Below are 14477 nucleotides of genomic sequence, written 5' to 3'. Positions count from 1 at the left end.
GATGATGCTCGAAGCAGAACCGGCGGACGCCAGCGAGGTCTTCGGAGACCGTCTCGATGCGGTGCGCGGGTTCACCCGGAACCTCGCAGAGCGTGGCGAGGAGCTGGGCCTGATCGGTCCCCTCGAACTGCCTCGGCTCTGGTCGCGCCACATCGTGAACAGCGGTCTGGTCGCTCCGCTCCTGCGGCCGGGTCGCGTCGGCGACGTCGGCAGCGGCGCGGGACTTCCCGGGATCGTATTGGCGCTGGCCCGTCCTGATGTGGACTTCGTGCTGATCGAGCCGATGGAGCGACGCGTGGCCTGGTTGAACGATCAGGTCCACGCACTGGGATTGTCGAACGTCGAGGTGGTGCGCGCCCGTGCCGAGGAGTCTCGGCTCGACGGTCGACTCGACCAGGTGACCGCACGTGCGGTGAGTGCCCTGCGCACCTTGATCCCGGTCACCGCTCCCCTGCTGCGGGCGGGGGGTGAGCTCGTGCTCATGAAGGGCGCGAACGCGGCCAAGGAGATCGAGGCGGCTGCGAAGCCGATCCGGAAGTTCGGCCTGGTCGACGTCGAGGTGGTCGTGCTCGGCGAGGGCGTGGTTGCCGAGCCGACTCGCGTCATCCGCGCGCGGCGCGGCTGAGCCCTCCCAGCCCTCGTCCCGGCGCATGTGCGGTGTGGCCGCGGAGTGTGAGGCACCCCGCTCGGTGGGGGTCCCGTACGTGAACGAGGCCGTGAGCAGCGCAGCCGCTGCGTTCGCACGTCGATCGCCGATCGACGGCGACGATTCGTGCGCTGCCGTGGCCGCGTCGGCCGGCACGGCGTCGTCGGTGTGCTCGCGTCGCACGCGACCGCAGATCGGGATGATCACCTGGCCGCAGTCGCGGCGCCCGGCCGGCGGAGGCGCACGCACGCTCGTCGGTGATTACGTGGGCGCGGCAACCACGGTGGTGCCCACTCCCCCGCTCCCGCTTCTGGCCCGGACCGACGTGCAGGGCTGGGCGCGTCGGTGACGAGCCGATGCATCGGATGCGGCGACCGGCCCCCGGCGGAGTCGCGCCCGAGGACGCCGGTGGGTGGTGTCGTCGGGTTCCGGGTGCCGTGCCGATGCTCTGTCGCTCACGTCGTCGGCACCCGCTGCATCGTCCGTCGTGCACATCGCGATGATCGCGGACCCCCCGATCGACCAGCGCAGCGAGGCCTCTCGTACGGTGCTCCTGCGCGGTGCTCATGGGTCAAGCGGATGTTCCACGTGAAACATCGCGTGCTCCCGGTGTTCCGGTGGCGTGCACGCAGTGCGTGAAGTCGCCCACCGACGGACGCGCCGTTCCGCCAAGCTCACGGTACCGGCCGACTCCCACATGCTGACCGGCTCGCAGGCACTGGCCTGCCCGCACCGTCTCCTCCCCCGCTGCGCGGGCGCAGTCCCCGTGACGCCGCCGACGTTGGGGGCGAGCACACTCGTGGTCCGCGATGTGCAGGACCCACTCGCTCGCCACGGTCGAGGGTGTCGCGGTCTCTGGTGTGGCGGTCGACGCCGTGGCTGCACGTGGGTGCACTCGACACGGTGGGAGTCGATGCCGGTACGCTGCACGGATGCGTGCGCTCGAGTGGGACGGCTACCCGAACTGTCGCGACCTGGGCGGATTGCCGCTCGCCTCGTTCCCCGGCACGACGACGGTCGTCGGCAGGGTCGCACGCGGACCGCGTCGCGAACGCCTCACCACGGCAGGATGGGCGCAGGCGCACGGGTGGGGCGTGCGCAGCATCATCGACCTGCGCAGCTCCTCTGAGACCGGCGTGCGACCGGGCGACCCGGTCGTCGATGACGCCGCACGAACGACTGCCACGGTGATGCTTCGCCCGACCGAGGACCAGACGGATCCAGAGTTCCGACGCCGCTGCCTGCCGATCCTCGACTCCCCCGAGTACTGGGCCCACAACTGGGAACTGCAGCCCGGTCTGGTGCGCAACGCGCTCGAGGCGATCGCCACCGCGGAGCCGGGAGTGCTGGTGCATTGCTCGGCGGGACGCGACCGCACGGGAATGATCACCACCCTGCTCCTCGGGAACGCGGGGGTGTCAGCCGAGGCGATCGTCGACGACTACTCGGCGAGCGTCCTCGCCATGGCTGGAACAGGTGCGAGCCCGCACGACCGAATGGCGTCGTGGACCACCGCGCAGGTGGAGGCATGGCTGGTGGGCGCCGCCCCGATCGTGCACGCTGTGGCGGGCCGGGCGTCGGAAGTGCTCGCACAGCTCGGCGTCGGGGCGCGCACGCGCGCACGCCTGCGCCAACTCCTGCTGCCCTAGCAGGGCGCTCGTCCGGCTGGTGTCGCGCGGGCGTCCGGGGAATGCGTGTCGGCGGCACGCGCGTCGGCGTTCCGACCAACGAGGTCGACGGATGCGAACCGCGATGTCTGCCGCGCCCGCAACCGGGCGGTCACCGCTCGTGTGCGCCGGTGCATCCGACGAGCTGACGCACGCGGTGCGGGCGCTGCCGGACGGTTCACGCGACCCGACCGCGAGGTGTGGCTGTCCGGCCAGGAGTTCTGGCGCGCGTTCGTCGGCGCGGCGGCACTGCGGTTGGGCGCTGCGGTACTTCACGTCGCGCCGGAGTGCGATGCCCCGGCGACGACCCGTGTTGAATCGGGAGCGCACCGGCGAAGCGCATCGGAACCGCATCGGTGCCGAGTGAGTCGATCGGCGCCGGGGAGCCGGGGGCCCGCGGTGGATTCGTCGGGTTCTTGTCGGGTCGGGTCGGGTCGGTACAGGTGCAAGCCGCGCGCCGGACGGGCATGACCCGGTGCCGCAATCCGGTCGCGAGCGCGATGCCGAGGGTGATGATCGGGCGGCGTGGTCCCCCGATCAGACCCGCGTGCTCGTCGCGCCGGCCGCACAGCGGATGCTCCCTCGAGACGGATCGACGACCCTGTCCGCGGTGCGCCCGGGGCACCGGACCGTCGAACGTGCAGGGCGCGCTTCGGGGATGCCGGAGCCTCGCCGTGCACGGACCGGAAGCGTCGCGGCGGACACCGGGAGACGCAGGGCGCGTGTCACCCCGTGACCCGATCGACTGCGAGCCGACCGCCGCCACGGAGTATCTCGCGTGGCCGGGTGGAGACGCGGGTGCCGGGATGATCGTGAGAGTCGACCGTCGTCACCACCAGGTCCCTTCACCAGCAGTTGGCAGTCTCTCGTCGGGACTTCGTCGAGCGCGGCATCGCCCAGGTGATCAGCGTCGTGGCGGGCATCGTCCCGGACGACCGACCGATACCCGTCGGAACATCGTTGCGCCGTTTCACGTGAAACGGCGCGGTAGACCCAGGTGCTCGCTCTCGCTCTCGCCATCCTCGCCGCCGAGATGCTCTGCTCGGGGCGATGTCGTCGACACGGGGGCCTGAGGGACATCCACACGTCGTCGGCCGATCAGTCACCTCATCGCCCCCTCGATCACCGATCGGGCTCATTGCACTCCCTTCGGTGTGCCGGCACCGAGTCTGCCGGCACCGAGTGTGCCGGCGCCGATGGTGGGCGGTCGACGAGGCGGGAGCGCTCGGACCGGGACGAGGATGCGAGGGCCACGCCCCGGGCTGCGCGCGCACGCGCGCACGCGCGCACGCGCGCGTGGAGGGCGTCCGTTTCACGTGAAACGGCTCTGCCGGCGCCACGGATTGTGGGGTCTCGACCCTCCACACGAGGGATCCCCACCGACTTCATCGGGAGTGCGGTTTTCCATCGTCCGACGTGGGGGTCGGCGGTTACCCTTGAATGCCGAGCACCGCGACGGTGCTCACCGCAGATGGGGTAGGAGTCGGAATGGCACAGGGATCCGGTCGGGGTTGGTTCCGCAAGAGGCAGAGCGAGCCCGCCGAGACGACCTCCCGGCCCGCCACATCGGACGCCGCACCGACCAATGTCCCCCCTCCACCTGCGCCGAGCGCGCCGCAGGTGGCGCCGGCCGCGGAGACGATGCGATCGGCCACGTCGATCGCCCTGGCCGACAACGAGCCCGATCCGGGCGACGCACTGCCCGTGGAGTCTCACGACGTGGAGCCGGAGGACTACGCACGCTACGCTCCTGCGCCCCGGTCCACGCCGACCGCCTCCTCCCCGGACGACCCGGCATCGGGGCCGGACGTGCGGGACGCCGACGAGGGGCGCGACGGAGGCGCGGACTCCGTCGAGCCCGCCTCCGTCGAGCCCGCCTCCGTCGAGCCCGCCTCCACCGAGCCCGCCTCCGTCGAGTCCGCATCCACGGAGCCCGCCTCCACCGAGCCGACCCGCTCCCAGCCGATCCGTTCCGAGGCGCACGACCCGATGACGGCGCCCGAGACCGAGTCGGAGGTCTCGCTTCCCGCGGGGCAGTCGGATGCGGCAGACCACGGCGCGGAGGGCATCGCGGAGCCCACCGTGGAGGCCACCGCAGAGGCGGCACCCGTGAACGTCGAGGGTCGGTCGGACGCGGTAGCATCGGATGCCGGCACGGCCCCCGAGCCGCCCGCCGCCACTCCCCCGCCGACAGAGCTGCCCGTACGCCGCGTGATCGACTGGGATGCCGCGACGGCCGCCGCACTGCACGAGGACCCCCTGCCGACGCTGCACGACAACTTCCCCGCCCGCCCGCCCGAGACCGGAGCCGAGATCAGCACGAACGACTTGCAGCAGCGGAACGCCGCTGCGCGCGCCGACCAGCCGTCGACCGTTTCACGTGGAACGGCACCGGGTGCGCCGCTGGCCGAGCAGCTCGCAGATGAGACGCGCCGCCGCACCGCGCTCGACTCCCAGGTGCTGCCGAAGCCCGAGCGTACGCGGGTCATCACCATCTCGAACCAGAAGGGCGGCGTCGGGAAGACCACCACGACGGTCAACGTGGCGGCCGCGCTTTCGCGAACGGGTGCGCGCGTGCTCGTGATCGATCTGGACCCGCAGGGCAACGCGTCCACGGCACTCGGTGTGGAGCACCGCCCTGGGACGGCGAGCGTCTACGACGCACTGGTCAACGACGCCGCACTCTCCGACGTCGTGCAGCCGACGACCGAGCACGAGCTCCTGCAGTGCGTGCCCGCGACGATCGACCTCGCCGGTGCAGAGATCGAACTGGTCTCGCTCGTCGCCCGTGAACAGCGACTCCGACGCGCGCTCGACACGTTCCTCGAGAATGCGGATGCCGCCTACGACTACGTCTTCATCGACTGCCCGCCCTCGCTCGGCCTCCTCACGATCAATGCGTTCGTCGCCGCACGAGAGGTGCTCATCCCGATCCAGTGCGAGTACTACGCGCTGGAGGGCCTCTCGCAGTTGCTGCGCAACATCGAGCTGATCGAGCGGCACCTCAACCCGGCACTGCGCGTCTCGACGATCCTGCTCACCATGTTCGACTCGCGCACGAACCTCGCCCAGCAGGTGGCCCAGGATGTCCGCGACCACTTCCCCTCTCAGGTGCTGGAGACGATCATCCCCCGCTCGGTCCGCGTCTCCGAGGCGCCGAGCTACGGCCAGAGCGTCATCGCGTACGACTACGCGTCGACCGGGTCGCTCTCGTATCGCGAAGCGGCCGCAGAGATGGCACTCCGCGGGGCGCCCGTGATCGAGGAGGCGAAGTAGTGGCGACGAAGCGCACCGGACTCGGCCGGGGAATCGGCGCACTCATCCCGACGGGCGACGATGCCCCCCGCGAGCAGCGCCCGGTCGACGTGTTCTTCCCCGGTGAGGCGACCGTCTCCGCCCCACCGCGTCCCACCGGTGTCACGGAGGCCGACTCGAACGGCGACGGCCTCGTCTCCGTGCCCGGCGCGCGACTGGTGCAGCTGGACCCCAACACCATCGTGCCGAACGCGAACCAGCCCCGCAGCGTGTTCGATCCGGACGACCTCGCCGAGCTCGTGCACAGCGTTCGCGAGTTCGGCGTGCTCCAGCCGATCGTGGTGCGCCCGCACCCTGAGCGCCCCGGCACCTACGAGCTCGTCATGGGCGAGCGACGGCTCCGGGCGACGAAGGAGGCCGGTCTCGACACGATCCCGGCCGTGGTCAAGGACACCGCGAACGACGCGATGCTCCGCGACGCGCTCCTCGAGAACCTCCATCGATCCGAACTGAACCCGCTCGAGGAGGCCTCGGCCTACCAACAGCTCCTCGCGGACTTCGGCATCACGCAGGAGGAGCTCGCGAGCCGGATCGGCCGCTCGCGTCCCCAGATCTCGAACACGATCCGGCTGCTCAAGCTGCCCGAGCAGGTGCAGGTCCGCGTGGCATCCGGTGTGCTCTCGGCAGGGCATGCACGAGCGATCCTCTCCGTAGGTGACCCCGACGGCATGCAACGCCTCGCAGAGAAGATCGTGAACGAGGACCTGTCGGTGCGCGCCGCCGAGGCGGCGGCGTCGGCAGCTCCGAAGCCCGCGCGTGCCAAGCCTGCCGCAGGCCGCAGGCAGCACTACCTGGACGAGGTCGCCGGTCGTCTCGGTGACCGCCTGAACACCCGTGTCAAGGTCTCGCTCGGTTCGAGAAAAGGCCAGATCAGCATCGATTTCGCAACCATCCAGGATCTCAACCGGATTCTCGCGGAGCTCGGTGACGAGGACGGCTTCAGCGCAGCCAACTAGAGCGCAGCCAACTAGACCGTCGCGATTCGCCCGGCGCACACCCCGACGGTGTATGCACCGTCGGACATGCCCCGTTCGGGATCAGTCGGTGCCGTCGGCGATCGCCGTGCGGGCGAGGTCCGCGTACACCCGTCCCGGTCGGAGCCCGGCCGCCTCGATCGCCTGGGGCACGAGCGAGGTCTCGGTGAGTCCGGGAAGCACGTTCGCCTCGAGGAACCACGGCGTGCCGGCATCGTCGACGATGAAGTCGACCCGGGAGATGTGGCGCAGGCCAAGCACGGCGTGCGCCGCGAGGCCCGCGTCGGCGACCGTCGCCGACAGCGCCTCGTCGAGGCGCGCCGGCGCGTAGAACACGGTCTCCCCCGCGTTGTACCTGGCCTCGAAGCTGTAGTCGCCCGAGATCGGCTCGATCTCGACCAGCGGCAGCGCGACCGGGCCGTCTCCCGTGTCGATCACCCCGACCGAGACCTCGGTACCGCGCACCCGGCGCTCCACGACGGCGAGTTCGGAGTAGGTGAACGCGTCGACCAGTGCGCGCGGCAGGCCGCCCCGGTCGTCGACCAGCGAGACCCCCTGCGCCGAGCCTCCGGAGGCGGGCTTGACGACCACCGGCGTGTCGAGCCGGTGCAGGATCGCATCGAGCACGCTCGTCGCACCGAGCTCACGGAACGCATCACGCGTCACGGTGATCCAGTCCGGGGTCGCGATCCCGGCCGATTGCACGACCGTCTTGGCGACGGGCTTCTGCCACGCGAGTCCGGACGCGTTCGAGCGCGCGCCGACGTAGGGCAGGGCGAGTGCATCGAGGAGTCCGCGGAGTGCGCCGTCCTCACCGCTCGCGCCGTGCAGTGCGGGCCACACCACGTCGGGGCGGTGCGACTCGAGGAACGGGAGCAGGGTGGCATCCGGTTCCCGCAGCGTCACGCGATGTCCCTCGGAGGTCAGTCCGTCCGCGACACGTCGTCCGGAACGGAGCGACACGTCGCGTTCGTGGGAGATGCCGCCGGCGAGGACGACGATGTCGAGTGCGGGTGCGTCTGCCATGGTTCGAGGGTTCTCCGGTTCACTCACGCGAGGTTTGACGGCGGGGTCGTGGTGCGGCGCACGCGGTCGTCGAGTTGCAGCGATCCCGTGCCCGCGAAGGTCGTCAGCAGGTCGAGCTCGCCGCCCACGACGTTGGCGAGGCGACGCACGCCGAGCCGGATGCTCTCCGACGTGGGATAGCAGAACGACAGCCGGATGTTGTGCCGTCCTCCCCCGTCGTCGAAGAACGCGGTGCCCGGCGTGTACGCGACCAGCTCGCGCACCGCGCGGGGCAGCATCGCCTTCGAGTCGAGCTCGGGCGGCAGGTCGACCCAGACGAAGAACCCGCCGTTCGGGTTGGTCCACCGCAGCTCGGGCAGGTGATCCTCGAGCGCCTCGAGCATCGCCTCCTTCCGCTCCTTGTAGAGCCCGCGGAAGGTGTCGATCTGGGTGCGCCAGTCGACCTGTTCGAGGTACTCGGCGATGACGAGCTGGCTGAAGACGCTGGGCGACAGGATGGCCGACTCGTTCGCGAGGATGAGCTTCTCCCGGATCGCGTGCGGTGCGAGCGCCCAGCCCACGCGGAATCCGGGAGCGAGCGTCTTCGAGAACGACCCCAGGTAGATGACGCCGTCCTCGTCGAGGGAGCGGATGGCGTTCGGCGCCGGCTCATCGAACCAGAGCAGCCCGTACGGGTTGTCCTCGACCACCAGCACGCCGTTCGCGCGGCAGATGGCCAGTACCTCGGCCCGGCGCTCGGCGGACATCGTGACGCCGGCGGGGTTCTGGAAGTTCGGGATCGTGTAGAGCAGCTTGATCCGCCGGCCCGCGGCGTGTAGGCGTTCGATCGTCTCCTGCAGCGCAGCGGGGACGAGCCCGTGCTCGTCCATCGCGATGTGCACGGTCTCCGCCTCGTACGAACGGAAGACCCCGAGAGCGCCGACGTAGCTCGGCGCTTCGGCGAGCACCACGTCACCGGGGTCGAGGAACAGCTTGGCGACGAGATCGAGCGCCTGCTGCGAGCCGGTGGTGACGACCAGGTTGTCGAGCGTGGCCTCGATCCCCTCGATCGCCATGATCTCGAGGATGTGCTCGCGGATCTGCTCGGTGCCCTGGCCGGAGCCGTACTGCAGCGCGACCGGGCCGCGCTCGCGCATCACGCGTTCGAGCGACCCCATCACGAACTCGTCGGGCAGTGCCGAGACGAACGGCATGCCGCCCGCCAGCGAGACGACCTCGGGTCGGGAGGCGACGGCGAAGAGGGCGCGCACCTCGGAGGCGCTCAGCCCGGCGGCTCGGGCCGCGTAGTGGTGGTACCACGGGTCGAGGTTGTTGCCGGTGCGCTGCGGGAGGCCCTCGGGAGTCACTGTCGTTCCGTTCCTGTCGTCGTGTTCATCGTATTGCGGGCCGGACGGCGGATGACACGGCCGATCGCCGACCGGTGGCATCGACCGCGCCCGAAACGCGAACGACCCGCCCGGCTGGTGCCGGGCGGGTCGTGGGTTCGCGAACGGGCCGGCTACGCGAGGTAGGCGGCGAGGTCGGCCTCGAGGGCGGGCTTCGGCTTGGCGCCGATGACGGTCTTGACGACCTCGCCCTCCTGGAAGACCTTCATCGCGGGGATGGACGTGATCTGGTACTTCATCGCCAGGTGCGGGTTCTCGTCGACGTTGAGCTTGACGATGTCGAGCTTGTCGGAGTGCTCGGTGGCGATCTGGTCGAGGATGGGGCTGACGGCGCGGCACGGACCGCACCACTCCGCCCAGAAGTCGACCATGACGGTCTTGGAGTTGTTGAGGACCTCCTGCTCGAAGGTCGACTGGTCGACGGCGCGTGCGGTCATGGGGGAATCTCCTTCGGTGGGGTGTCGGCGGGGCGGATGCCCCGGGCCGAGGTCAGTTCGCGACGGCGAATTCCGTCTCGGGGGTGCCGGCCTCCGCGTCGGCGAGGGCGGCGAGGTAGTGCTCGGCGTCAAGGGCCGCGACGGTGCCGGAGCCCGCCGCCGTGACGGCCTGCCGGTAGGTCGGGTCGAGCACGTCGCCCGCGGCGAACACGCCGGGCAGCGACGTCTTCGACGAGCGACCCTGGACGGCGACGGTGCCCTCGGTGGTGAGGTCGAGCTGTCCGTGCACCAGGTGCACGCGCGGGTCGTTGCCGATCGCGACGAACAGGCCGTCGAGGTCGAGGCCGCGCTCGTCGCCGGTGACCGTGTCGCGCAGCGTGACGCCGGTGACCGCGTCGGTGCCGTGGATGGCGGCGATCTCGGCGTTCCAGACGAACTCGATCTTCGGGTCGTCGAACGCCCGCTGCTGCATGATCTTCGACGCGCGGAGCTCCTCGCGGCGGTGGATGACGTAGACCTTCGACGCGAAGCGCGTGAGGAAGGTCGCCTCCTCCATCGCCGAGTCTCCGCCGCCGACGACGGCGATCGCCTTCTCCTTGAAGAAGAAGCCGTCGCAGGTCGCGCACCAGGACAGGCCGTGCCCCGAGAGGCGATCCTCCTCGGGCAGGCCGAGCTTGCGGTACGCCGAGCCGGTGGCGTAGATCACGGTGCGGGCCTCGTGCACCTCGCCGCCGCCGAGCGTGACGCGCTTGACGTCGCCGTCGAGCTCGAGCTTCACGACGTCGTCGTAGACGACCTCGGTGCCGAAGCGCTCCGCCTGCGCCTGCATCCTGCCCATCAGCTCCGGGCCCATGATGCCCTCGGGGAAGCCGGGGAAGTTCTCGACCTCGGTGGTGTTCATCAGCTCGCCGCCGACCTCCACCGAGCTCGCGACGAGCATGGGACGCAGTTCGGCGCGCGCGGCGTAGATGGCCGCGGTGAATCCGGCGGGGCCGGAGCCGATGATGATGACGTCGCGCACGTTGCTCCTCGTGGTCGTTCTGGCGTTGCTCGCGGCCGGGAGTCCGGCCGCTCCACCGTCAACACAGTGTAGGTGCAGGGTATTCCTGCCCGCTGTACGGCGGGTGAACGTGACGACGGTGCGTCACGAGGGCTCAGCGGCGGCGGAGTCGCGCCACGACGGGCGCCGTGAAGGTGCGCAGCTCCGGCGACCGGAGCACCCACAGCCCGCCGACGTAGAGCAGTCCCATCGCCGCGCCGATCACCAGCATCGACACGATCGCGCCGAGCCGGGTGTCGACCGCGAAGCCGCCCGCCATGGTGCCGCCCAGCACGATCAGCAGCACGACGCCGAGGAGCATCGGCGCCACGACGGCGACCGCGTCGCGGATGAAGCTGATGATGACCGCACGGAACCCGAGCAGGCCCAACCGTCGGCGCAGGAGGATGAGCGCGAGCCCGAGTTGCGCGGTGCCTGCGACCGAGGTCGACACCGCGATGCCGACGGCGATCAGGTCGACCGGGAGCGCGGCGCACGCGAGCGCCAGCCCGACGAAGAACACGACCTGGAAGAGCGTGAAGAAGAAGGGCGTGCGGGTGTCGCCCAGCGCGTAGAACGACCGCTGCACGAGGAACAGGGTGCTGAACGGCACCAGGCCGATGAGGTAGCCGATGATCACGTTGCCGAACGCGGACACGCTGGCGAAGTTCCCCGGCGCGAACACCGCCGCCATCGGGTAGGCGCACACGATCATGATCGCGGCCGACACCACCATCAGCAGGCCGACCCCGCGGATCGCGCTGCCGATGTCGTCCCGCAGGCGCACCGTGTCGCCCGCCGCCGCGTGCTCGCTCATGCGGGTGAAGTAGGCCGTGCCGATCGAGACGGCGATGACCGAGTGCGGCAGCATGAAGATGAGCCAGGCGGGCGCGAGCGTCGCCACCGATGCGGCCGAGTCCGACGCGATGCCCGCGACGTTCGTCTGCACGATGCCGGCGAACGTCGTGAGCAGCAGCATCCCGAACGTCCAGCTCGCCATGCGGCCCGCGTCGCCGAGGCCGACGCCGCGCCACCGGAAGTCGGGGCGGTAGCGCAGGCCGATGCGGCGCCAGAACCAGAACAGCACCAGCGCCTGCGCGGCCACGCCGAGCGTCGCGGTGCCGCCGAGGACCGCGATCATGTCGGGCGTCCAGGCGCTGGGGTCGCGGGTGCCGTCGGGGTCGGCGCCATAGACGATCATGAGCGCGGCGAGGCCCGCGAGGGCCACGACGTTGTTCAGGACCGGCGACCAGGTGTACGGCCCGAAGCTCTTGCGGGCGTTCAGCACCTCGCCGAGCAGCGTGTAGAGCCCGTAGAAGAAGATCTGCGGGAGGCACCACCAGGCGAAGGCGGTGGCCAGCGCCAGGGTGTCCGGGTCGAGTTGCGTGCCGTACAGCAGCGTGAGGAGCGGCGCCGCGAGGGTGGCGACCAGGGTCGCCGCACCGAGGATGACGAGCGCGATCGTGAGGAGCTTGTTGATGTAGGCAGCGCCGCCGTCCTGCTGCATCCCCGCGCGCACGATCTGCGGCACCAGCACGGCGGTGAGCACGCCGCCCGCGACGATCGTGTAGACGGTGTTCGGCAGCTGGTTCGCCACCGCGAACGCGTCGGCGCTCGCGGAGCCGACCAGGCCGATCGCCGCCGCGAGCACGATCGACCGCACGAACCCGAGGAGGCGCGAGACGATGGTCCCCGACGCCAGGAAGACGCTCGCGCGCCCGATGTCACCGCCCGCCATTCGGCTCCTCGTGCTCACCGGCGCCGCTCGTGGCGTCCTGCTCGTCGGCGTCCGCGCGATCGGAGCGGTGCTCCTCCGAGTCCGCATCGTCGCCGTGGTCGTCCGTGGCGTCGTCCCCGTCCGCCTCCGCGGGCGAGGCCTCGTCGGCTCGCTCCTGCCGGCGCCGACGGATGATGCGCCAGATGCCGAGGCCGAAGAGGATCGCCAGGGCGGCGCCCATGACCGCGGCCCCGATGCCCTCCCAGTCGGCCTGCACGTTCGCGCCGAATCGCACGGTGTTCCCGACCGGGACGCCCGCCGGCGACTCGAGCGAGACCAGGAGTGCGACGGCCCCGTTGCCCACACCGGCCTGGACGGGCACGGTCGTCGTGCCGCGGGAGTCGGGCTCGATGGTCGTCTCGACGGGCCCCTCGACGAGGAGGCGCCCGTTCGAGGGGTCGACCGTGATCACGACGTTCACCGGGTAGGGCAGGTCGTTCTGCACGGTGACGAGGATGCCGGACTCACGCGAGATGACGGTGAACTCGCTGCTCGGCACGATGCTCACGGCGTCCAGCACCTCGCGGGTGCCGCTCACGAACGCGGACGAGGTGCTGTCCCATCCGGTGGTGTCGGACACCCAGGAGGCGCCGAGCACCGCGAGCAGGTCGCGCCGGTACGCGGCGGTCAGCTGCTCGGGCTCGTCGAGGATCGTCGAGAACTCGGCGAGCTCCCCGTCGTACTCGACCATCGTGCGGATCCGGGCGATGCGATCGTCGGCCTCGGGGGACGAACGCAGTGCTCGCGAGGTCGGCGGGGCGCCGATGGCCTGCGACAGCGAGGCGGCCTCGGTCCAGGGGAGCCCGCCGATCGTCTCGATCGCCCCGGCGACGCGTTCGGTCGAGACCGGCTGCGTGCGGGCGAACGTCGCGAGGAGCGTGCGCCCGGACGAGCCGCCGTCCGCGGCGATCAGGGCCAGCGACGCCGCGAGGTCGGCGTTCGCCGCCGCCCACTCCGTCGTGGTCGTGGCCGCCTCGGCGGCTCGGAGGGCGTCGGTGACCTCGATGTCGGAGACGACCGCCGTCGCGCCGCCGATGGTTGCCGCGGCGTCGCGCGCGGCACCGGTGACGGCTTCGACGTTGGTCCCCGCGACGATCGCGGTGGTGAGGCCGGCCTCGTCGAGGAAGGCGAGGTCGCCGTCGGCGAGGGTGTCGTCGGCCGGCCAGGCGATGTCCGTGCGCGTGTAGGCGAAGTCGAGCACGCCCGGCACGGGCGCCTCGACCTCGTCGGCGCCCGGCTCCGTCGTCGGCGCGGGGGTCGCGTCGGGCGAGGCGGGGAGGTCGGTTGCCTCCGGCTCGGCGCTCGGGACGACGAGGTCCTCCGGGTCGGCGACGTCGTCGAACGTCGTCGGCTGGAGCGGCGCGTCCAGCCCGGCCTGCGCCTGCGCAGCGAGGTCGGCATCGGCGTACGCGAGGGGGAACGTCTCGTTCGTCACCGTGCCGAGCCGGTCGAGCCAGGCGAGCGCGCTCTCGGGGGCATCCGCGCCGAGCACCCGGATGGAGGCGATGATCGCCGGGTCGATCGCCAGTGCCACGGGCGTGTCCGCGAGCGCGTCGAGCCGTCGGGTGAGGATGCCCTGCGGGCTCGTCCACCCCTCGAGCAGCTCGGCCGGGTAGAGGCCCTCGTCCTGCCCGGGCACGGTGATCGGCGCCGCCACGGCGAGCGAGACCGACCCGATGTCGTCGCCCGCGCTCCACACGGCGACGCCGGTCGACCACGCGATGGTCTCGCCGTCGTCCTCGAGTGCGACGAAGAGGGGCAGCGCGGCGGTCGCGTCCTGCGCGAGGTCCCCGGTGTCCACCTCGATGCGGGTGGTGAGGGTGCTGCCGTTGGGCACCGCCGACAGCGTCTCGCGCGCGAGCTCGGTGCCGCTCGGCGCCGAGTCGGTGCCGGCGGTCCAGTCGGCGAGGGCGTCGGTCGAGCCGAGTGCGCGTCCGGCGAGGCCCACCACGATGTCGACGTCGGTCAGGAAGCGGCCGGTGGCGTTGCCGGTCTCGACCGTGAACGAGGTGGTGTCCGACACGTCCGTGATCACGGGGGCATCGGTGGGTGCCACGACGAGGGTGAGCCCGTCGAGCTCCGCAGCGGCGGCGGGAACGGACGCCGGGGCGCCGAGCAGGAACCCGGCGGCCGTTGCGCCTGCGGCGACCGCGGCGAGGAGTCGGCGCGGGCGTCGCACGGGAATCGCCTCGGCCGCCATGCACGAGATTC

Annotated in this window: 11 protein-coding genes; 5 read left to right on the top strand and 6 right to left on the bottom strand. The window is 71.2% G+C overall.

What is annotated here, in order from left to right:
* Nucleotide 1: 1 nt before the first annotated feature.
* The 5 genes from rsmG to ABZK10_RS05285 all read left to right on the top strand — a co-directional run bounded on the left by rsmG (nt 2) and on the right by ABZK10_RS05285 (nt 6584).
* Nucleotides 2-625 (top strand): 16S rRNA (guanine(527)-N(7))-methyltransferase RsmG, encoded by a 624-nt coding sequence (gene rsmG, locus ABZK10_RS05305; RefSeq protein WP_353808142.1) that lies wholly within the window; start codon nt 2-4, stop codon nt 623-625.
* Between the two features lie 953 nt (nt 626-1578).
* Nucleotides 1579-2295 (top strand): tyrosine-protein phosphatase, encoded by a 717-nt coding sequence (locus tag ABZK10_RS05300; protein ID WP_353808141.1) that lies wholly within the window; start codon nt 1579-1581, stop codon nt 2293-2295.
* A gap of 1214 nt (nt 2296-3509) precedes the next feature.
* Nucleotides 3510-4739: a pentapeptide repeat-containing protein gene (locus tag ABZK10_RS05295; RefSeq protein WP_353809611.1), complete on the top strand. Its 1230-nt coding sequence runs from the start codon at nt 3510-3512 to the stop codon at nt 4737-4739.
* A complete protein-coding gene (locus ABZK10_RS05290) occupies nt 4717-5589 on the top strand; it encodes a ParA family protein (protein ID WP_353809610.1) in 873 nt (290 codons plus the stop codon). Before ABZK10_RS05295 ends, ABZK10_RS05290 begins: the two co-directional genes overlap by 23 nt.
* Entirely contained in the window at nt 5589-6584 is a 996-nt protein-coding gene (locus ABZK10_RS05285; protein ID WP_353808140.1) for a ParB/RepB/Spo0J family partition protein, read from the top strand. The genes ABZK10_RS05290 and ABZK10_RS05285 overlap by 1 nt, the downstream gene beginning before the upstream one ends.
* A gap of 81 nt (nt 6585-6665) precedes the next feature.
* Here ABZK10_RS05285 and ABZK10_RS05280 read toward each other — a convergent pair whose 3' ends face one another.
* The 6 genes from ABZK10_RS05280 to ABZK10_RS05255 all read right to left on the bottom strand — a co-directional run bounded on the left by ABZK10_RS05280 (nt 6666) and on the right by ABZK10_RS05255 (nt 14466).
* Nucleotides 6666-7628, bottom strand: coding sequence for a D-alanine--D-alanine ligase family protein (locus tag ABZK10_RS05280; RefSeq protein ID WP_353808139.1), 963 nt, complete (start codon nt 7626-7628; stop codon nt 6666-6668).
* A gap of 23 nt (nt 7629-7651) precedes the next feature.
* Entirely contained in the window at nt 7652-8974 is a 1323-nt protein-coding gene (locus ABZK10_RS05275; RefSeq protein ID WP_353808138.1) for an aminotransferase-like domain-containing protein, read from the bottom strand.
* Nucleotides 8975-9126: 152 nt separating this feature from the next.
* Nucleotides 9127-9450, bottom strand: a complete 324-nt coding sequence (trxA, locus tag ABZK10_RS05270; protein WP_353808137.1) for a thioredoxin — start codon at nt 9448-9450, stop codon at nt 9127-9129.
* A 52-nt stretch (nt 9451-9502) separates the two neighbouring features.
* Nucleotides 9503-10471: a thioredoxin-disulfide reductase gene (trxB, locus tag ABZK10_RS05265; protein ID WP_353808136.1), complete on the bottom strand. Its 969-nt coding sequence runs from the start codon at nt 10469-10471 to the stop codon at nt 9503-9505.
* Between the two features lie 133 nt (nt 10472-10604).
* Entirely contained in the window at nt 10605-12227 is a 1623-nt protein-coding gene (gene murJ, locus ABZK10_RS05260) for a murein biosynthesis integral membrane protein MurJ (protein WP_353808135.1), read from the bottom strand.
* Complete coding sequence (locus ABZK10_RS05255; protein WP_353808134.1) at nt 12214-14466, bottom strand: DUF6049 family protein; 2253 nt, start codon at nt 14464-14466, stop codon at nt 12214-12216. The genes murJ and ABZK10_RS05255 overlap by 14 nt, the downstream gene beginning before the upstream one ends.
* Between the last annotated feature and the right edge of the window lie 11 nt (nt 14467-14477).

The sequence above is a fragment of the Agromyces sp. SYSU T00194 genome (assembly GCF_040496035.1).
Classification (GTDB): domain Bacteria; phylum Actinomycetota; class Actinomycetes; order Actinomycetales; family Microbacteriaceae; genus Agromyces; species Agromyces chitinivorans.
This window is presented reverse-complemented; position numbering and strand designations above follow the sequence as displayed.

What these genes read in the sequence shown, in the direction of transcription:
- ABZK10_RS05280 (WP_353808139.1), bottom strand. Translation starts at nt 7,628, where the DNA reads ATGGCAGACGCACCCGCACTCGACATCGTCGTCCTCGCCGGCGGCATC.
- rsmG (WP_353808142.1), top strand. Translation starts at nt 2, where the DNA reads ATGATGCTCGAAGCAGAACCGGCGGACGCCAGCGAGGTCTTCGGAGAC.
- murJ (WP_353808135.1), bottom strand. Translation starts at nt 12,227, where the DNA reads ATGGCGGGCGGTGACATCGGGCGCGCGAGCGTCTTCCTGGCGTCGGGG.
- ABZK10_RS05255 (WP_353808134.1), bottom strand. Translation starts at nt 14,466, where the DNA reads ATGGCGGCCGAGGCGATTCCCGTGCGACGCCCGCGCCGACTCCTCGCC.
- ABZK10_RS05300 (WP_353808141.1), top strand. Translation starts at nt 1,579, where the DNA reads ATGCGTGCGCTCGAGTGGGACGGCTACCCGAACTGTCGCGACCTGGGC.
- ABZK10_RS05295 (WP_353809611.1), top strand. Translation starts at nt 3,510, where the DNA reads ATGGTGGGCGGTCGACGAGGCGGGAGCGCTCGGACCGGGACGAGGATG.
- trxA (WP_353808137.1), bottom strand. Translation starts at nt 9,450, where the DNA reads ATGACCGCACGCGCCGTCGACCAGTCGACCTTCGAGCAGGAGGTCCTC.